This is a genomic window from Acidovorax sp. Leaf73, assembly GCF_916855635.1.
In the GTDB taxonomy this organism is placed as follows: domain Bacteria; phylum Pseudomonadota; class Gammaproteobacteria; order Burkholderiales; family Burkholderiaceae_C; genus Acidovorax; species Acidovorax facilis.
Map to the genome: position 1 here is coordinate 717,794 of NZ_CAKASI010000002.1, position 19,169 is coordinate 736,962.

Genomic DNA, 19,169 nt, shown 5'->3' on the forward strand with positions numbered 1-19,169 from the left:
GCCGGCCTCCGAGGGCTGGCAGGAGGGTGGTTTTTAGCTGTCCAGCCCGCCCGCTTTGCGCTGGCGCGAGCCGTCTTCCAGGATGGTGTCGTCAGCCACCAGCTTGCCCGTCTCGTCCCACTGCTTGCGGGCCGTAAGGCGCGTGCGTCCCCGGGCATCGGGGGCTGAATACTGTTCTTCAATCGCCAGCCGGCCGTTGTCGTGAAAGGCCTGCTGCGTGCCCACGGGCCATTGCTCGGCATTGAGCTGTTCGCGCCGCGCCAGCTTGCCATCGTCACGGTACATCTCGCGCTGCACGCGCGCCTGCTCACCGGCGCCGGTCCAGGTACTGCGCTCTCGCACCGATCCGTTGAGGTACCAGCGCTCGACCTGCACCTCCCGCCCATCGGCAAAACTGCGCTGCTCGATCAGCTGGCCGGATGCGCCGTAGCGCTTGGCGCTGAGCAGCGAGCCCCGCGTATCGCGGAGTGTGCGCTCATCCGGTGCGAACACCCGTTCCTCGCGCAGCACACTTTTGCCGCCCTCGGTGGTGAAGCTGCGGTGCACACGCCGACCGTCCACCACGAGTTGCTGGGCGGCGACGATGCCGTCGCGGGTCCATTCGGTCGCGCTCAGCAGGCGGCCCTGGTCGTAGTGCAGCTGCGCGGTTTTGGCGCCGTTGTCTGCATGGAGCAGGGTGTCAGTGGCACCGTCAAAGCCGCAGAGTTTGCGGTCTTCGGGCAGCACGCTGGTGCGCGGGCAGAACAGGCGTGTGGGCTGGCCCTTGCTGTTGGTTTCCACATAGAACAGCTCCTGCCCGCCGCCGTGGAACGACACGCGCTCCACGCGGCCGGTGGCGTCAAAGCGCCTCACGGCCCCCTGGGTGCGGCCGTTGTCGGCGGTTTCTTCGCGCCGCACCTGGCCGTTGGGCCAGAACTCGGCCACCCGGCCGTGGCTGTTGCCGCGTTCGTTGACCGTGCGTTCGCGCTGCAGGCGGCCTTCGCGGTCGAACATGCGCTCCAGGCCCACGAACTTTCCGTCGCGCAGTTCCTGCTCGCGCTGGAGGTGGCCGGTGTCTTCTTCGCGGCAGCGCACCAGCCCGGACTGGCCGGCGGTTTCGGCACCGTTGGAAATATTGATGGGTTTGCCATTCAATTCACAACGAACAATGGCCTCAGCGCTTGAACCATAAGCGCTAACAGCTATAAAAAATATAGTGAATAGACGGTTCATGCTTAGCGGCCCATCGCAAACACGACAGGGGTGCGGTTGTCTGGGGGCGTGGGGTGCTGGCGCCATTGCCGCACGAGCTGGCTGCGGATGCGTGCGTCGGGCAGCGTCAGCCCGCTGGCCAGCGCCAGGCGGGTGTGGGGCTGCAGCGTTTGCACCAGGGCCTGCCAGAGGGCGGCGTTGCGGTAAGGAGTTTCGATGAAAAGCTGGGTCTGTCCTGTCTTGAGGGCCAGGCTTTCCAGCTCCTTGATACGCTGGATGCGCTCCTGGCTGTCCTGGGGCAGGTAGCCGACAAACGCAAAGTTTTGCCCGTTCAATCCGCTGGCCGCCAGCGCCAGCAGCAGCGACACAGGGCCCACCAGGGGCACAACGGGGATATCAAGGTCGTGTGCCGCGCGCACCACAGACGAACCGGGGTCGGCCACTGCAGGCATGCCCGCCTCGCTGATCAGCCCCATGTCGTGCCCATTCAGTGCCGCTGCGAGCAGCGGGCGTGCGTCGAACGGGGCTGATCCTTTGTCGCCATGGTCGCCTTTTTTGTGGACTTCGCGGGGAAGCTCGGTGATCTGCTGTTGCTGCAGGGGGGCTGCCAGGGGGTGCAGTGCGTCGATGCGTTTGAGGTAGGCGCGTGTACTCTTGGCGTTCTCGCACACCCACTGGGTCAGTCGTGCAGCCGTCTGAAGGGTGGCGGAGGGCAAGGCATTCTGCAGCGGGACCTGGGTGTCGCAGCCAAAGTCGAGGGGGGCGGGCACGAGATAAAGCGTGCCCTTGCGAGCGCCAGAGCGCGGTTCGGTGGGGGGATTTGTCATGGCAGCACCAAGCCTGCCGCGCGCAGCATGCGGCAGGTGCGGATTAAAGGCAGTCCGATGAGGGCTGTGGGATCGTCGCTGTGGATGGCATCCAGCAGCGCAATGCCCAGGCCTTCGCTCTTGGCGCTGCCGGCGCAATCGTAGGGTTGCTCGGCGCGCAGGTAGCGCTCGATTTCCGCGTCGGACAGGTCACGGAATTTCACCTCCACCGGGGCCAGGTCGATCTGCTCGAAACCCGTCGCGGCGCACACCACGGCCACGGCGGTCTGGAACACCACGGTCTGGCTGCGCATCTGGCGCAGTTGCGCCACCGCACGCTCGTGGTGGCCGGGCTTGCCCAGGGGCTCGCCAGCGAGGTCGGCAACCTGGTCGGAGCCGATTACCACCGCATCGGGGTAGAGTTGCGCCACGGCGCGTGCCTTGGCCATCGCCAGGCGCAAGGCCAGTGAGCGAGGGGCTTCGCCGGGCAGGGGGGTCTCATCCACCTCCGGGGCCGTGACGTCAAAAGGCAGGTTCAACCGCTCAAGCAATTCACGCCGATACCGCGATGTGGAGCCCAATACCAGAGGGCGTTTCAGGGGGGGGGATTGATGCATGCGCCGATTCTCTTACACTGCCGCCATGACCAAGGAATTCTCCCCCCAGCGCCTCGACGTGAAAGCCTTTGCACAGGCGGGCGGTCGGCTGGCGGGCCACGATTCACTGCTGAAGTACGAACGCCTGGCCCAGGAGGCCAAGGGCCTGCACCCGGACCTGATGGTGGACTGGGAGGCTGTGGGCGAAGTGCGCACGGCGCTGGGCGGCATGGGCCAAGTCTGGCTGCATATCAAGGTTACTGCGAGCTTCCCCATGGAATGCCAGCGTTGCATGACGCCGGTGGATGTGCCGCTGGAGGTGGATCGTGAGTTTCGCTTCGTGGCCGACGAGGCCACCGCAGAGGCTCTGGACGACGAAAGCGAAGAAGACCTGCTGGCCATGAGCCGCGAGTTTGACCTTCACGAGCTGATTGAGGATGAGTTGCTGATGGCCTTGCCCGTGGTGCCCAAACACGACGAGTGCCCTACCGCAGTACCACTGGCTTCTTCGGACGACGATTTTGAGGAAGCCAACGACGAAAAGCCCAATCCTTTTGCGGCGTTGGCCGCACTGCGCAAAGACAACAAGGGCTGATTGGACGACCCAAAAATCATTTGGGTTATAATCGTGGGCTTCACGCGAACCCCATCGTGTCTTTTGGGCTGATCGCGTTTTTACCAACCTATTCCAGATCAGGAGCCATCATGGCCGTTCAGCAAAACAAAAAGTCCCCCTCCAAGCGCGGCATGCACCGCTCGCACAATGCCCTGAATGTGCCAGGCATTGCTGTGGAACCCACCACCGGTGAAACGCACCTGCGTCACCACATCAGCCCCAACGGTTTCTACCGTGGCCGTCAGGTGCTGAAGAACAAGTCTGAAGCCTGATCTTCGCCCCATCCAAAGGCCCGTTGCTACTGAAACCGTAGCGCGGGCCTTTGTTTTGACCGTCGTATTTATTTTTCCGGCCCTCCTGGCCGGCCGGACAAGTCGCCCATGATCACACTGGCTGTTGACTGCATGGGGGGCGACCATGGCCCCCGCGTCACGCTCGCGGCGTGCCGCCAGTTTCTCGATACACACCCTGATGCCCGCCTGCTGCTCGTCGGCCTGGTGGATAGTCTGCAATCGTTTTCGCACGACCGTGCCACGATCATTCCTGCTACCGAAGTGGTGGCCATGGATGATCCTGTCGAGGTGGCTCTGCGCAAGAAGAAAGATTCTTCCATGCGCGTGGCGATTCAGCAGGTCAAGGATGGCGCGGCCTCTGCGGCCGTTTCGGCAGGCAATACCGGCGCGCTGATGGCTATTGCCCGGTATCTCCTCAAGACGCTGGACGGCATCGACCGCCCCGCCATTGCGACGCAATTGCCCAACGCCGCAGGTGGTGCCACCACGGTGCTGGACCTTGGGGCGAATGTGGATTGTTCCGCCGAGCATTTGCTGCAGTTTGCCGTGATGGGCTCTGCCTTGGTTTCGGTCCTTCGGGATGGCGGGGAGCCCACCGTCGGTTTGCTCAATATCGGTGAAGAGGCGATCAAAGGTAGTGAAGTAATCAAAAAAGCCGGTGAATTGCTTCGATCTGCAGCCAATTCCGGTGATTTGAATTTTTATGGAAATGTTGAAGGCAATGACATTTTCAAGGGCACCGTTGACATCGTGGTATGCGACGGATTTGTGGGCAATGTGGCCCTCAAAGCCAGTGAAGGGGTGGCATCGATGATCATTGGTGCCCTGAAAACGGAGTTCTCTCGCAACATCTTCACTAAAATCGCTGCGATCACCGCGTATCCGATCTTAAAAGCGCTCATGAAGCGCATGGACTACCGCCGTTACAACGGCGCGGCGCTCCTGGGGCTGCGCGGGCTGGTGTTCAAGAGCCATGGGTCGGCTGACACAATGGCGTTCGAGCAGGCTTTGAACCGGGCGTATGATGCAGCCCGCAACAACCTGCTCGACCGCGTCCGGACCCGGATTGCGCACGCAGCGCCGCTTCTGGTGCCTGCGGATGCCCAGCCCCAGCCTGGCGTTGCGGCGACGATGACACATTGATGAGACGCTACTCCCGCATTACCGGCACCGGCAGCTACCTGCCCCCGCGCCGGCTGACCAACGCTGATCTGGTGGCTGAACTGGCCCAGCGCGGCATCGAAACCTCAGATGAGTGGATCGTGGAGCGCACCGGCATCCGCGCGCGCCACTTTGCAGCGCCCGATGTTGCCTGCAGCGATCTGGGCCTGGAGGCTGCGCGCAATGCCTTGCAGGCGGCGGGCCTTCTGCCGACCGACATTGATCTGATCATCGTGGCCACGTCCACCCCGGATATGGTGTTTCCCTCGGCTGCCTGCATATTGCAGAACAAGCTGGGAGCCAATGGTTGCCCTGCGTTTGATGTGCAGGCGGTGTGCAGCGGTTTTGTCTATGCCCTGTCCGTGGCGGATGCCATGATCCAGACGGGTGCTGCCAACCGCGCGCTGGTCATTGGGGCAGAAGTTTTCAGCCGTATTCTGGATTTCAATGACCGCACGACCTGCGTGTTGTTTGGTGATGGTGCGGGTGCCGTGGTGCTGGAGGCGTCGGAAACGCCGGGCATCCTGTCCAGCGACCTGCATGCCGACGGCAAGCATGTCGGCATCCTGTGTGTGCCCGGCAACGTGTCGGGTGGCAAGGTCCTGGGGGACCCCGTCCTCAAGATGGACGGGCAGGCTGTCTTCAAGCTGGCGGTGGGCGTGCTGGAGAAGGCCGCGCATGCGGTGCTGGCCAAGGCGGGGCTGACCGAGGCCGATATTGACTGGCTGATTCCACACCAGGCCAATATCCGCATCATGCAGGGCACGGCCCGCAAGCTCAAGCTGTCCATGGACAAGGTGGTGGTCACGGTGGACCAGCATGGCAACACCTCGGCAGCCTCTATCCCCCTGGCGCTGGACCATGCGGTGCGTACGGGCCAGGTCAAAAAGGGTGAGACCCTGCTGCTCGAAGGTGTGGGCGGCGGCTTTACCTGGGGCGCGGCGCTCCTGAAGTTATAGCTTGTGGCGCTTGCTGGATAAGCGCTAGGCATCAATTTCAATCATATTTCTGGATTTTTCATGAAGTCTTTTGCATTTGTCTTTCCGGGACAAGGCTCGCAATCGGTGGGCATGCTCGACGGATGGGGTGATCACCCGGTGGTGGCCCAGACCGTGCAGGAAGCCTCGGATGCCCTGGGTGAAAACATCGGCCTGCTGATCAAGGAAGGTCCCAAGGAGGCACTGGCCCTGACCACCAACACGCAGCCGGTGATGCTGGTGGCTGGGGTGGCTGCATGGCGTGTCTGGCGTGCAGAAGGTGGTGCTGCCCCGGTCGCTGTTGCGGGGCATTCTCTGGGCGAGTATTCGGCGTTGGTTGCCGCAGGTGTGTTGACGCTGGCCCAGGCGGCGCCGCTGGTGCGCCTGCGTGCAGCTGCCATGCAGGAGGCCGTGCCGGTCGGCACTGGGGCCATGGCTGCCATCTTGGGGATGGAGGCTTCCAAGGTCATCGCAGGATGTGCCGAGGCAGTGTCCTCGTTCGGTGTGGGAACGGCAGAAGTGGTTGAGGCTGTCAATTTCAACGACCCCGTCCAGACGGTCATTGCGGGCACCAAGGCCGGCGTCGAAAAGGCCTGCGAAATGCTCAAGGCGGCAGGTGCCAAGCGCGCACTGCCATTGCCGGTGTCTGCCCCTTTTCACTCCAGCCTGATGAAGCCTGCCGCTGAGAAGCTGCGCTTGGCGCTGGCGGATGTGGCGCTTGCTGCGCCCCAGATTCCGGTTCTGAACAATGTGGATGTCGCGGTGCAGCAGGACGCTGAGGCGATCCGAGACGCGCTCTACCGCCAGGCCTTTGGCCCCGTGCGCTGGGTGGAGTGTGTGCAGGCCCTCAAGGCCCGGGGAGTCACCCATATTATTGAAAGTGGCCCTGGCAAAGTGCTGGCGGGTCTGACCAAGCGCATCGATCCTGAACTGGTGGGTGCGGCACTGTTTGACATGGCCACGCTGGCCGAAACCCGGGAGTTGTTGGCATGACGCAATCCTCATTGGCCGCGCAAGTGGCGTTGGTCACAGGCGCATCGCGCGGCATTGGGGCGGCCATTGCGCTCGAGCTGGCGGTACGCGGCTACCAGGTGGTGGGCACGGCCACGACGGACGATGGCGCCGAGCGCATCAGCCAGGCCCTAGCGGCCTACCCCGGCTGCCGTGGCGCCAATCTGAATGTGAATGACGGAGTTGCCATCGAGGCGTTGATGGATTCCATCGTCAAGCAGCAGGGTGGTCTGCATGTGCTGGTCAACAATGCGGGCATCACCCGCGACACCCTGGCCATGCGCATGAAGGACGATGACTGGGATGCGGTGCTGGACACCAATCTCAAGGCAGTTTTCCGCGTGAGCCGCGCGGCGATTCGCCCGATGATGAAACAGCGATTCGGGCGCATCATCAGCATCACCAGTGTGGTGGGGGCATCGGGCAATCCTGGTCAGGCCAACTACGCGGCAGCCAAGGCTGGAGTGGCGGGAATGACCCGTGCACTGGCCCGCGAACTGGGCAGCCGCAGCATCACGGTCAATTGTGTAGCGCCGGGATTTATCGAGACGGATATGACGTCCGTGCTGCCCGAAGAACAGCAAAAAGCCCTCAACGCCCAGATCCCTTTGGGGCATATGGGCAAGCCGCAAGACATCGCACATGCCGTGGCCTACCTTGCTTCGCGCGAAGCAGGGTACGTGACCGGGCAGGAGTTGCATGTCAATGGCGGCATGTACATGTAATTGAGACAAGTTAACGCCGGTTCATCCGGACGGCGGGCTGCTGAGGGGCTTCTCCTTAAGCGGCTAGAATCGCGGATTCATTCACAACCCCCAGAGGGAAACCATGAGCGATATCGAAGCACGCGTCAAAAAAATCATTGCCGAACAACTCGGTGTGGAAGAGTCCCAAGTCACCAATGAAAAGGCCTTCGTGGCAGACCTCGGTGCCGACTCGCTCGACACGGTGGAACTGGTGATGGCACTGGAAGACGAATTCGGCATCGAGATCCCTGACGAAGACGCCGAGAAGATCACGACGGTGCAAAACGCCATCGACTACGCCAACACCCACCAGAAGGCCTGAGCGGCGCACTGCGCCTGACTCAAGCGATCAACAGAAGGTTTTTACGCATGAGCCGTCGTCGCGTTGTCGTGACCGGCCTGGGATGCGTCAGCCCCGTGGGCAACACGGTGGCCGAATCCTGGGCCAATCTCCTTGCCGGAAAATCCGGTATTGACCTCATCACCAAGTTCGACACGTCGAACTTTGCCTGCAAGATTGCAGGGGAGGTCAAAGGTCTTGACCTGGAGTCGTACATCAGCGCCAAGGATGCGCGCGCGATGGACAGCTTCATCCATTTCGGCATTGCAGCTGCTGCACAGGCGGTTGAAGATGCCGGTCTGCCCACGGGTGAAGCGCTCAGTGAAGAGTTTGCAACACGCATAGCCTGCGTGATCGGTTCGGGGATTGGTGGCTTGCCACTTATCGAGAATACCCACGCGGAACTGGTCAGTCGCGGTCCGCGGCGCATCACGCCGTTCTTTGTGCCAGCGTCCATCATCAATATGGTGGCGGGCCATGTGTCCATGCGCTTTGGCTTCAAGGGGCCGAACCTCGCGGTCGTGACGGCCTGCACAACCGGCCTGCATTGCATTGGCGAGGCTGGTCGCATGATCGAATACGGTGATGCGGATGTGGTGGTGGCGGGCGGCACTGAATCCACGGTGTCGCCGCTGGGCATTGGTGGTTTTGCGGCCATGCGCGCCCTGTCTACCCGCAACGATGACCCCAAGACCGCTTCCCGCCCCTGGGACAAGGACCGAGATGGTTTTGTTTTGGGTGAAGGCGCCGGGGTCATGGTGCTGGAGGAATACGAGCATGCCAAAGCCCGTGGTGCCAAGATCTATGCGGAACTGGGTGGTTTTGGCATGAGCGCCGATGCAGGCCACATGACGGCCCCCAGTATGGATGGTCCGCGCCGTGCCATGCTCAACGCCCTGCGCAATGCCGGCATGAATGCCGATCAAGTTGACTACCTCAACGCCCATGGCACTTCCACGCCGCTGGGTGATATTAATGAGACGAATGCCATCAAGGCGGCCTTGGGCGACCATGCTTACAAGGCTGTGGTGAGCTCCACCAAATCCATGACCGGTCATTTGCTGGGTGGTGCGGGCGGTATTGAGAGCATTTTTACAGTGCTGGCCTTGCATGAGCAGAAGGTACCACCCACCATCAATTTGGCGAATCAGGACCCCGAGTGCGATCTGGACTACTGCGCCAACACGGCGCGTGACATGAAGATCGACGTTGCAGTCAAGAATAACTTCGGTTTTGGTGGCACCAACGGGACGCTGGTTTTCAAGCGCGTCTGATTGTTGGGTCAGGTGCTCTGCCGCCCGACTTGGCGAGGCCGTGGTGTCTTGTTGCGATCCTGCAATCGTTGGTTGCTCAGCACGGGCCTATGTTCCGTGCTAAGCAGGCGGCACAGCCTCGGTAGCGTTTCGTGGGTGTGACTTCGCAGCGACCACCTTCGGTGTTTTACCCCCTGCGGCGCAGCCGCCTGTTCGGGGGCTTGCTGGGGGCCTTGTTGCTGATCAGCGCAGCGGGGCTGGCTGCTTGGTTCTTGCGAAGTGGTGGTGCTGCATCCCCATGGCCCGCAGCGATGGCGGGTGGTCTCTGGTGTCTGGCTGCCGCCAGCGCATTCCATTTTTGGTTCTGTCAATTTTCTGGTGGTATCCACTGGGATGGCCAGGCCTGGACGCTGGTGGCTCCGAACTCCGGGGCGGCCTGGATGGCATTGTCCGGGCCTCCTGAAGTCCTTCTCGATTTGCAGTCACATCTGTGGCTGCATGTCATTCCGGTGGGGCACCGCCGCACCTGGCTGTGGCTGGCGTGTTCCGCGCAGCCCGAGCGTTGGCTGGATCTGCGGCGTGCGGTATATTCGCGCGCCAGACCGGGCGCTGACAACGCTGACGAAACCGCCCCGGCCAGCAGCCGTGGGCGTGAATCCTGAGTATCCATGACTGTAATTCCGCCTTCCCCTTCCGAAGATAGCGACCTCCAACTGGTGGAGCGCGCGGTAGCGGGCGATCAGCGTGCCTATGAGTTACTGGTCATCAAGTACCAGCGCCGTATCGAGCGTCTCATTGGGCGGATGGTGCGGGACACCGACATCGTTCAAGACATAGCGCAGGAGACGTTCATCCGGGCCTACCGCGCGCTGCACCAGTTCCGGGGGGATGCGCAGTTCTACACCTGGCTCTACCGGATTGCTGTCAATACCGCCAAGAAGGCGCTCATGGATATGAAGCGCAATCCGGTCATCTCGGAGAACGCTTTGCGGGGGAACGAGGACGAAGATGAAACTTCCCGCCTCGGACACGAACTAACCAGCGACGAAACCCCCGAAACCGTACTCGCTGCCCGAGAAATCGCGCAAGCCGTGAATGCGGCTATGGAGGCGTTGCCCGACGATCTGCGCCAGGCGGTAACGTTGCGCGAGATTGAAGGGCTGAGTTACGAAGAGATTGCGACGGCCATGGATTGCCCCATCGGCACGGTGCGGTCACGGATTTTTCGGGCGCGAGAGGCCATTTCGGCAAAAGTGCGTCCTCTGCTTGAGAACCAGTCAGGCAAACGGTGGTGAGGTAATGAAATGAACAACGCTGTACGAAGTGATGGATTGGTGGGCGGTGCTGTGGTGGCTGAGATAAGCAGGCGCGAGCAATTGTCGGCACTGGCGGATGGTCAGTTGCATGGGGACGAGGTGGCGGACGCCCTGGCCTATGCGGCGCAAGCCGAAGGCCATGCCACTTGGCAGCTCTACCATCTGGTGGGAGATGTATTGCGTTCTTCCGACCTTGCGCAACCTGCCAATCCGAACTTCATGGCGCGGTTGCGTGATGAACTGGCCAAGGAAGGGCCTGTGGTACGTCCTGCGGCCGCTGCTGTGCAGCAGGCGGATGTGGTGGCCCCGGCAATGGCGGATGCTGCCAATGCGTCGGTCTTTCGCTGGAAAATGGTCGCGGGTTTTGCGTCTTTGGCGGCAGTTGCGGCGATTGGTTGGACCTCTCTGGCCACGTTGCAAGGCAATGGCGCACCCGGTGCCACGGGTGGAGCCCAGCTGGCCATCTCTCCCGAGTCGGGTGCGAATGGCCCCAGCTCCGGTGCCCCTGTGGTCGCAGTGGCTGATGATGGCGGAGCGCAGGTGATGATTCGGGATCCCCGCCTGGATGAGTTGCTGGCGGCACACAAGCAGTTTGGCAGCACATCCGCATTGCAGATGCCTGCAGGATTTTTGCGCAATGCCACCTTTGAGACGCCCAGCCGCTGAGCCGGGAGTGGCTTGCTGGCGTGGTGAGATTGTGTGATGAGCTACCCGGGAGTTTTGTGCGTTTGGTTGAAAGCACTGCCGCAGCAGTTCAAACACGGGGTGGTTGCTGCCCTGTGTGTGACAGGACTTTCCGTATCGGCAGGGGTCTCGTCGGCTGAGGGGGGTGTTTCTTCTGCAGCAGAGGCGGCTCCCGCGCCTGCGGAGCGCAGTATTCTGCAGTGGATCGAGCGCATGCACAGTGCGCCCTGCGCGCGCCCGTATGCCGGTACCTTTGTGGTGCTGGCTGCTTCTGGAGCGATGGCCAGTTCACGCATCTGGCACGCCTGTGAAGGGGCGCAGCAGATGGAGCGCGTGGAGGCTCTCAGTGGCACTCCCCGGACCATTTTTCGGCGCAACGACGAGGTACGTACGTTCTGGCCACAGTCGCGTGTGGTGCGGTCGGATCGACGGGATGCCTCTGGGCTGTTTCCACGAGTTCCGGTGGTTGAGGGCACTTCCATATCCCAGTTCTATGCCGCACGCCCTGTGGGCCAAGAGCGCGTTGCAGGATTTGTTGCCGACGTGGTGTGGTTCAAACCCGTGGACTCGCTGCGTTTTGGCTACAAGCTGTGGAGCGAGCGGGAGACCGGTCTGGTCGTGAAGCTGCAGACCTTGGGCGCGAGCGGACGCGTTCTGGAGCAGGCTGCATTCTCGGAGTTGGACTTGAACGCCCCCGTTCGCGTGGAGCAGCTTTCACGCCTGATGGACGCGACCGCTGGTTACAAGGTGGTGGCGCCGGTCGTGGTCAAGACCACGGCCATGGCCGAGGGCTGGGTGCTTCGTCAGCCGGTTGCTGGCTTTGTTCCGGTGAGCTGCCATCGGCGCGCTGTGTCTGCTGACGACGGTGCGCAGGGTGTCTTGCAGTGCCTGTACTCCGATGGTCTTGCATCGGTATCGCTGTTCATCGAGACCTTTGATCCCCAGCGACACCCCCCCCAGCCCCAGGTCTCGGGTATGGGGGCCACGCAGCTTCTTGCGCAACGGGTCTTGCCCGATGTATGGCTCACAGTAGTGGGGGAGGTTCCTTTGCAGACCCTTCGCCTGTTTGCGGGTCAATTGGAGCGCACACGCTGACACTGAGGCCAGTGGGCGTGACGCTGGCGGCTGCTGTCTCTGAGCCAGCGCTGTGGCGGGGCCGTTTGCAGGGGCATGCGAAGTGCATTTGCGATGCGGGAACCAAATGGCCGCACACTCTTCACAGTTACACACAATTTGATGACTGTATTTGCTACCAATCACGAAAGGTCGATGATGTCGAAGTTCGATGGAAATGCGCTGCGCTCCCTGGCATTTGCATGCATGTTCGCAGGGGCTGCTGGCGGTATGGGTTTGCCCCAAGCGGCCTTGGCACAACCTGCTGCAGCGGTTCGCGGGTTGCCAGACTTTACGGATCTGGTGGACCAGGTGGGGCCCTCGGTGGTCAATATTCGGACGGTAGAAAAAGCGTCGAGCCGTGCAAGTGCAAACGGCATGGACGAGGAGATGATGGAGTTCTTCCGCCGCTTTGGCGTGCCGATCCCCAATGTGCCCAGGCAGCAACGTCCTCAGCGGCCGCAAGACGATGAGCAGCCGCGCGGCGTGGGTTCTGGCTTCATCCTGACAGCGGACGGGTTTGTGATGACCAATGCGCATGTCGTGGACGGCGCTGATGAGGTGATCGTCACGCTGACCGACAAGCGCGAATTCAAAGCCAGGATCATTGGTGCGGACAAGCGAACCGATGTGGCGGTGGTCAAGATCGAGGCGACCGGCTTGCCAGCCGTCAAGGTGGGTGATGTGGGGCGTTTGCGGGTGGGCGAATGGGTGATGGCGATTGGATCGCCCTTCGGGCTGGAGAACACGGTGACTGCGGGCATTGTGAGTGCCAAGCAGCGCGATACTGGGGACTACCTCCCGTTCATCCAGACCGATGTGGCCATCAACCCGGGCAACTCGGGCGGTCCGCTCATCAACATGCGTGGTGAGGTGGTGGGGATCAACAGCCAGATCTATTCGCGCTCGGGTGGATTCATGGGCATTTCGTTCGCGATTCCGATGGACGAGGCCATCCGCGTGAGTGAGCAGTTGCGCGCATCCGGCCGGGTGACACGGGGCCGTATCGGCGTGCAGATCGGGCAGGTCACCAAGGACGTTGCGGAGTCCATTGGCCTGGGCAAGGCCCAGGGTGCGCTGGTGACTGGGGTAGAGGCGGGGTCACCCGCAGACAAGGCGGGCGTGGAGGCTGGTGACATCATCACCCGCTTTGACGGCAAGTCCATCGAGAAGGTTGCGGACCTGCCTCGCCTGGTGGGCAATACCAAGCCTGGTACCAAGAGCACGATGACCGTGTTCCGCCGTGGCGCTTCGCGGGACCTGGGCATCACCATTGCCGAAATTGAGCCCGACAAGCCAGCTGCCAAAACGGCGGAGCGTGAGGAGAAACCCAAGGCTTCGGCCGCTGCACAGCAAATGGGATTGGCGGTCGCGGAACTTTCGGACGCCCAGAAAAAGGAGCTCAAAATCAAGGGCGGTGTGCTGGTCGCGACGGCCACAGAGGCCGCAGCGCGTGCCGGCCTGCGCGAAGGGGATGTGATTCTCGCGATTGCCAACACGGAAGTGTCTGGTGTGAAGGAGTTTGAGGCTGTGCTCGCCAAGGCCGACAAGAACAAGCCCATCAATGTGCTGTATCGGCGCGGCGAGTGGGCCCAATATGCCTTGATCCGTACCGGCCGATGACGAGCGGCGTTGTGGCGGATGTGGGGGGATGGGTTGACCCATTTCCCCACGTTTGCAGCAGGCCTTTGTCGCAGGTGTGGGCATTTTGGTTTTTTTGTCTTTTCCTTCTTTCGATGTTGAAAGTTAGCCTTGGCTAACTTTATGAAGGTCTATCAACTGATTTCGATAGAATAGAGGCCCCTGTTCAACGCTAATTCATATATTGGCTGGACGTTGATTCACGATGCGGGATGTGACGGTGTCATGCACAGCCGATCCACAGCTCACCCACAAGTTGTCCAGCGTTGTAGTTGTGCAGACTGTGTATAAGTTGTTGATAAGATCCCTGTTGCACCCTGGCAACTCCCCTTGGATGCAGTCGGATGGGCTTTTTACTGCGGGCTTTTTGCCTACAATGAAGCTCCAACTATCGCAGTTGCCAATGATTGTTGGTTCAGGGCGCGTCGCCATTCGACGCGCCCTTTTTTCTTGTGTGCTCCGTTTTAATTCAATCACTTGACGCTTTCCGTTGATGAACCACATCAGAAATTTTTCCATCATTGCGCACATCGACCATGGCAAGTCGACGCTTGCAGATCGCTTGATCCAGCGCTGCGGAGGCCTTGCGGACCGTGAGATGGAGGCCCAGGTTCTGGACTCGATGGATATCGAAAAAGAGCGTGGGATAACCATCAAGGCGCAGACCGCAGCGCTGCAATACAAGGCGCAGGATGGGCAGGTCTACAACCTCAATCTGATCGACACACCGGGGCATGTGGACTTCTCGTATGAAGTGAGCCGCTCGTTGTCGGCATGCGAGGGCGCGTTGCTGGTGGTGGATGCTTCGCAAGGCGTTGAAGCTCAGACCGTTGCGAACTGCTACACCGCATTGGATCTGGGTGTCGAGGTGGTGCCCGTACTCAACAAGATGGATCTGCCCAATGCCGATCCCGACAATGCGAAGGCTGAGATCGAAGATGTGATTGGCATCGACGCGACCGACGCGATTCCCTGCTCCGCCAAGACCGGCATGGGCATCGACGGGATCCTCGAAGCCATCGTGGCCAAGGTGCCCGCGCCGCGCGGCAATGCCGATGGACCGCTTCGCGCGATGATCATCGACAGCTGGTTCGACAGCTATGTGGGCGTGGTGATGCTGGTGCGTGTGGTCGATGGCCGTTTGCTCAAGGGCGAGCGTATCAAGATGATGGCCAGTGGTGCGGTGTACAACGCGGACAACCTCGGTGTGTTCACGCCCGCCAACGAGCCGCGCAACTCGCTTGACGCAGGGCAGGTGGGCTACATCATCGCTGGCATCAAGGAGCTGCAGGCTGCCAAGGTGGGAGACACGATTACGCTCGAAAAGAAGTTGCCCAACAATGCGGGCCCTGCCGCCGAGGCGCTCCCTGGCTTCAAGGAAATCCAGCCCCAGGTGTTTGCCGGTCTGTACCCGACCGAGGCGAGCGAATATGACTCGCTGCGTGATGCGCTTGAAAAACTCAAGCTCAACGATGCTTCGCTGCACTACGAGCCTGAAGTGAGCCAAGCGTTGGGCTTCGGTTTTCGTTGCGGGTTTCTCGGCCTGCTGCATATGGAAATCGTGCAGGAGCGCCTGGAGCGTGAGTTTGACCAAGATCTCATCACGACTGCACCCAGCGTGGTCTACCAAGTGGTCAAGGCCGATGGTGAAGTGATCATGGTCGAGAACCCCTCCAAGATGCCGGACCAGGGGCGGCTTGAGGAAATCCGCGAGCCCATCGTCACGGTTCATCTGTACATGCCCCAGGACTATGTCGGCCCGGTGATGACGCTCGCCAACCAAAAGCGCGGTGTGCAGATGAACATGGCGTACCACGGTCGCCAGGTGATGCTCACCTATGAAATGCCGCTGGGCGAAATCGTGCTCGACTTCTTCGACAAGCTCAAGTCGGTGTCGCGCGGCTATGCATCCATGGACTACGAGTTCAAGGAGTACCGTGCGTCCGACGTGGTGAAGGTGGATATCCTTCTAAACGGCGAAAAGGTGGATGCACTGTCCATCATCGTGCACCGCTCTCAGTCCCAGTACCGTGGCCGAGCCGTGGTTGCCAAGATGCGCGAGATCATCAGCCGCCAGATGTATGACGTGGCCATCCAGGCCGCCATTGGTGCCAACATCATTGCGCGAGAGACCATCAAGGCATTGCGCAAGAACGTGCTGGCAAAATGTTACGGCGGCGATGTCAGCCGCAAACGCAAGCTCCTTGAGAAGCAGAAAGCAGGCAAGAAACGCATGAAACAGATCGGATCGGTCGAAGTGCCACAAGAGGCATTCCTGGCCATTTTGCAGGTGGAAGACTGATGCTCCAGTTCATGCAGATTTTCACATCCCTGGTGCTGGCCGCATTTGGTGGCTATATCGGGGCCTGGTACTTTGGTGCCATCGAAGGCAATTTCGCCTTGCTGTTGTTCCTGGCCACGGTGGTCACGGGCGCGTACTGGCTGGCCGAGCGTTTCTACTTTCTGCCCCAACGCCGCCGAGCAGCCCAGGCCGTCGAAGATGCGGCGACCGCACGCCGTGCGGAGCTGGACCGCATGGGCATCCAGAAGGTCGATGTGGATGTGCAGGAGGCCAAGGGGCGGCTGCTCATGCAGCCTTGGTGGCTGGACTGGACAGCGGGGCTTTTCCCGGTCATCGTTGCCGTGTTTGTTCTGAGGTCGTTTCTTTTCGAACCCTTCAAGATCCCGTCGGGTTCGATGATTCCCACCCTACTGGTGGGCGACCTGATCCTGGTGAACAAGTTCACCTACGGCGTCCGTCTTCCGGTGATCCATACCAAGATCACCGAGGGCACCAAGCCTGCGCGTGGAGATGTTCTGGTGTTCCGCTACCCACCCCAGCCGAGCCTTGACTACATCAAGCGGGTGGTGGGTGTGCCGGGTGACGAGGTGGCCTATATCAACAAGCGCCTCACGGTCAACGGTCAGGCCATTGACACCAAGGCGCTGCCAGACTTTTTCGAAGAAGACTCGATGCGCTATTTCAAACAGTTTGAAGAGCAACTGGGTGCACAGCCCCACCGTTTGTTGAACAACCCGGATGTGCCCGCCTTTGTGCAAGGCGCCAGCAATTTTGCCTACCGCAAGAACTGCCGTTACAGTGTTGAGGGCGTTGTGTGCAAGGTGCCCGAGGGCCACTATTTCATGATGGGGGACAACCGGGACAACTCGCTCGATTCGCGCTACTGGGGCTTTGTTCCTGAGGGCAATATCGTCGGGAAGGCCTTTTTTGTATGGATGAATTTCGGTAATCTCAAGCGCATTGGGTCGTTCCATTGAGGGATGACCAGCTTTTTAGGACACTGAGGGGGAAATATATGCATATCAATCGCTCTACCAGCCCATTTCGCCAACGTGGCTTGTCGTTCATTGGGGTGATTTTTATCGGTTTGATCGCTGTGGCTGCTTTTGCGATCGGTGGACAGTCTGTCCCCATCTTTCTGGAGTACCAAGCGATCAGCAAGGCTGCAGCCAAGGCCGCGAAGGAAGGCTCCACGGTCGCAGAAGTCCGTTCCTCGTTTGACCGTGCCGCAGCCATTGACACCATCAATTCGATCCAAGGTAAAGACCTGGAGATTGCCAAGCGCGGTGACAACAAAATCGTTGTGTCTTACAAATATTCCCGCGAGATTCCCTTGGCAGGCCCTGCTTACCTTGTCTATCGCTTTGAAGGACAGACCAACTAGTGCATCCCGGCCTTCAAGCGCTGCAGACCCGTCTGCAGCATGTTTTCTCCGATCCATCCCTTCTTCAGCGCGCTACCACGCACCGCAGTTTTTCGGCCGACCACAACGAGCGGCTGGAGTTTCTGGGTGATTCCGTGTTGAATCTGGCGGTTGCGAGCCTGCTGTATCGGCAGTTGTCGGCGTTGCCGGAAGGCGATCTCTCTCGCGTGCGTGCCAACCTTGTCAAGCAGGACACGCTGCACCAACTGGCGCTGGGCCTCAAGATCTCCGACGTGCTGCGATTGGGAGAGGGCGAGTCCAAATCAGGTGGACAGCAACGTCCTTCCATCCTGGCCGACGCGCTGGAAGCGCTGATTGGCGCGGTGTACCTGGATGCCGGGTACGCGAGTGCCGAAGCGTTGGTGCACCGCCTTTTTCAGGGCGTGGAGATCAACCCGCAGATGCAGGCTGCATCCAAGGACGCGAAAACTGCATTGCAGGAGTTGCTCCAGGGCCGCAAAATGAAGCTGCCGCAGTACAAGGTCGTCGCCACAGTGGGCGCTGCGCACCGCCAGACCTTCGACGTCGAGTGCGATATTCCTGAACTGGGCCTCACCGAACGCGGCATCGGCGGCTCCCGCCGGGCGGGCGAGCAGGCAGCCGCTGCTGCCATGCTGGCCACATTGAAAGCAAAGAAATTATGAATGATGCTACCAAAGATGTAGCGAATGAAGCCGATCCAGCAAGCGTTGGAGCGCAAAATGACCTCGAAGCCATGCTGGCGGCAGCAGGCTCCCCGGCCGCCGTGCCCGGCCAGCGTTGTGGTGTGATCGCCATCGTGGGCAAGCCCAACGTGGGAAAGTCCACATTGCTCAATGCGCTGGTGGGGCAGAAGATCAGCATCACCTCGCGCAAGGCGCAGACCACGCGGCACCGCATCACCGGTATTCGTACGCGCGAGCAGTCACAGTTCATCTTCGTGGACACACCGGGTTTCCAGACGCGCCATGCCACCGCACTCAACAAGTCGCTGAACAAGACTGTGATGGGCGCGATTGGCGATGTGGACCTGATCCTCTTTGTGGTCGAGGCTGGCAACTTCACGCTGGCCGATGCCAAGGTGCTGTCGCTGTTCAAGCCCGGCATCCCCACGCTGCTGCTGGCCAACAAGCTCGACATGGTGCACCGCCGTGCCGAGCTGGCCCCCTGGCTCAAGAGCATGCAGGAGCGCCACCCGTTTGCCGAGTTTGTGCCTATGTCGGCCAAGAACAAGGGCGACATCGAGCGCCTGTTTGGCATCTGCGCCAAGTACCTGCCCGAGCAGGGCTGGTGGTACGGCGAAGACGAACTGACCGATCGTAGCGAGAAGTTTCTGGCGTCCGAAACCGTGCGCGAGAAGCTCTTCCGCTTCACGGGCGACGAGCTGCCTTACACCTCGACCGTGGTGATCGACAAGTTTGAGGAAGAAGCCAGCAAGCAGCACAAGCGGCTTGTAAAGATCGCTGCCACCATCGTGGTCGAGCGTGACAACCACAAGATGATGGTGATCGGCGACAAGGGCGAGCGCCTGAAGCGTATTGGCACCGAAGCCCGCCAGGAACTGGAAAAGCTCATGGATGCCAAGGTGTTCCTGGAGCTGTGGGTCAAGGTGCGCTCCGGCTGGGCCGACGACGAGGCGCGCGTGCGCTCGTTCGGTTACGAATAATTCCGTGCCCGCCTGCGACCCTGTCTTGTCCGGGCGGCACAAGCTGTCTGGCGCT

General features: G+C 60.8%; 20 protein-coding genes. 17 read left to right on the forward strand and 3 right to left on the reverse strand.

Annotated elements, in window-relative coordinates; all coding sequences use genetic code 11:
* Nucleotides 1–33: 33 nt before the first annotated feature.
* The 3 genes from LPA35_RS09615 to LPA35_RS09625 form a co-directional block, all read right to left on the reverse strand.
* A complete protein-coding gene (locus LPA35_RS09615) occupies nucleotides 34–1,134 on the reverse strand; it encodes a toxin-antitoxin system YwqK family antitoxin (RefSeq protein ID WP_228896734.1) in 1,101 nt (366 codons plus the stop codon).
* Nucleotides 1,135–1,214: 80 nt separating this feature from the next.
* Nucleotides 1,215–2,018: an SAM-dependent methyltransferase gene (locus LPA35_RS09620; RefSeq protein WP_228896736.1), complete on the reverse strand. Its 804-nt coding sequence runs from the start codon at nucleotides 2,016–2,018 to the stop codon at nucleotides 1,215–1,217.
* Nucleotides 2,015–2,614 carry a Maf family nucleotide pyrophosphatase gene (locus LPA35_RS09625; RefSeq protein WP_228896738.1) on the reverse strand — a complete coding sequence of 200 codons (600 nt, stop codon included), beginning with the start codon at nucleotides 2,612–2,614 and terminating at the stop codon, nucleotides 2,015–2,017. The genes LPA35_RS09620 and LPA35_RS09625 overlap by 4 nt, the downstream gene beginning before the upstream one ends.
* Before the next feature lie 25 nt (nucleotides 2,615–2,639).
* On the opposite strand from LPA35_RS09625, the gene LPA35_RS09630 reads away from it, so the two are divergent.
* The 17 genes from LPA35_RS09630 (at nucleotide 2,640) to era (ending at nucleotide 19,114) form a co-directional block, all read left to right on the forward strand.
* Nucleotides 2,640–3,188, forward strand: a complete 549-nt coding sequence (locus LPA35_RS09630) for a DUF177 domain-containing protein (protein WP_121420774.1) — start codon at nucleotides 2,640–2,642, stop codon at nucleotides 3,186–3,188.
* Between the two features lie 110 nt (nucleotides 3,189–3,298).
* Complete coding sequence (gene rpmF, locus LPA35_RS09635; protein ID WP_005794249.1) at nucleotides 3,299–3,481, forward strand: 50S ribosomal protein L32; 183 nt, start codon at nucleotides 3,299–3,301, stop codon at nucleotides 3,479–3,481.
* A gap of 108 nt (nucleotides 3,482–3,589) precedes the next feature.
* Nucleotides 3,590–4,645, forward strand: a complete 1,056-nt coding sequence (gene plsX / locus LPA35_RS09640; protein ID WP_055399475.1) for a phosphate acyltransferase PlsX — start codon at nucleotides 3,590–3,592, stop codon at nucleotides 4,643–4,645.
* Entirely contained in the window at nucleotides 4,645–5,622 is a 978-nt protein-coding gene (locus tag LPA35_RS09645) for a beta-ketoacyl-ACP synthase III (RefSeq protein WP_228896740.1), read from the forward strand. The genes plsX and LPA35_RS09645 overlap by 1 nt, the downstream gene beginning before the upstream one ends.
* Nucleotides 5,623–5,682: 60 nt before the next feature.
* On the forward strand, nucleotides 5,683–6,633 hold the full coding sequence (fabD, locus tag LPA35_RS09650; protein WP_228896743.1) for an ACP S-malonyltransferase: 951 nt from the start codon (nucleotides 5,683–5,685) through the stop codon (nucleotides 6,631–6,633).
* Complete coding sequence (gene fabG / locus LPA35_RS09655; RefSeq protein ID WP_228896745.1) at nucleotides 6,630–7,376, forward strand: 3-oxoacyl-ACP reductase FabG; 747 nt, start codon at nucleotides 6,630–6,632, stop codon at nucleotides 7,374–7,376. The genes fabD and fabG overlap by 4 nt, the downstream gene beginning before the upstream one ends.
* Before the next feature lie 103 nt (nucleotides 7,377–7,479).
* A complete protein-coding gene (gene acpP / locus LPA35_RS09660) occupies nucleotides 7,480–7,719 on the forward strand; it encodes an acyl carrier protein (RefSeq protein ID WP_003058049.1) in 240 nt (79 codons plus the stop codon).
* 47 nt (nucleotides 7,720–7,766) lie between these two features.
* Entirely contained in the window at nucleotides 7,767–9,011 is a 1,245-nt protein-coding gene (fabF, locus tag LPA35_RS09665; protein ID WP_055399467.1) for a beta-ketoacyl-ACP synthase II, read from the forward strand.
* Nucleotides 9,012–9,658: 647 nt separating this feature from the next.
* A complete protein-coding gene (gene rpoE / locus LPA35_RS09670; RefSeq protein ID WP_055399464.1) occupies nucleotides 9,659–10,285 on the forward strand; it encodes an RNA polymerase sigma factor RpoE in 627 nt (208 codons plus the stop codon).
* A 9-nt stretch (nucleotides 10,286–10,294) separates the two neighbouring features.
* Nucleotides 10,295–10,972 (forward strand): sigma-E factor negative regulatory protein, encoded by a 678-nt coding sequence (locus tag LPA35_RS09675; RefSeq protein ID WP_228896747.1) that lies wholly within the window; start codon nucleotides 10,295–10,297, stop codon nucleotides 10,970–10,972.
* Between the two features lie 36 nt (nucleotides 10,973–11,008).
* The gene (locus LPA35_RS09680) at nucleotides 11,009–12,085 is read left to right on the forward strand and encodes a MucB/RseB C-terminal domain-containing protein (protein ID WP_370641392.1); all 1,077 of its coding nucleotides are present in this window, start codon (nucleotides 11,009–11,011) and stop codon (nucleotides 12,083–12,085) included.
* 174 nt (nucleotides 12,086–12,259) lie between these two features.
* Entirely contained in the window at nucleotides 12,260–13,726 is a 1,467-nt protein-coding gene (locus LPA35_RS09685) for a DegQ family serine endoprotease (RefSeq protein WP_228896834.1), read from the forward strand.
* 511 nt (nucleotides 13,727–14,237) lie between these two features.
* Nucleotides 14,238–16,046, forward strand: coding sequence for a translation elongation factor 4 (lepA, locus tag LPA35_RS09690; protein ID WP_228896751.1), 1,809 nt, complete (start codon nucleotides 14,238–14,240; stop codon nucleotides 16,044–16,046).
* A complete protein-coding gene (gene lepB, locus LPA35_RS09695) occupies nucleotides 16,046–17,023 on the forward strand; it encodes a signal peptidase I (RefSeq protein ID WP_176886635.1) in 978 nt (325 codons plus the stop codon). The genes lepA and lepB overlap by 1 nt, the downstream gene beginning before the upstream one ends.
* 38 nt (nucleotides 17,024–17,061) lie before the next feature.
* Complete coding sequence (locus tag LPA35_RS09700; RefSeq protein WP_228896753.1) at nucleotides 17,062–17,430, forward strand: DUF4845 domain-containing protein; 369 nt, start codon at nucleotides 17,062–17,064, stop codon at nucleotides 17,428–17,430.
* Nucleotides 17,430–18,113, forward strand: a complete 684-nt coding sequence (gene rnc, locus LPA35_RS09705; RefSeq protein ID WP_228896755.1) for a ribonuclease III — start codon at nucleotides 17,430–17,432, stop codon at nucleotides 18,111–18,113. The genes LPA35_RS09700 and rnc overlap by 1 nt, the downstream gene beginning before the upstream one ends.
* A complete protein-coding gene (gene era, locus LPA35_RS09710; RefSeq protein WP_228896758.1) occupies nucleotides 18,110–19,114 on the forward strand; it encodes a GTPase Era in 1,005 nt (334 codons plus the stop codon). The genes rnc and era overlap by 4 nt, the downstream gene beginning before the upstream one ends.
* Nucleotides 19,115–19,169: the final 55 nt, after the last annotated feature.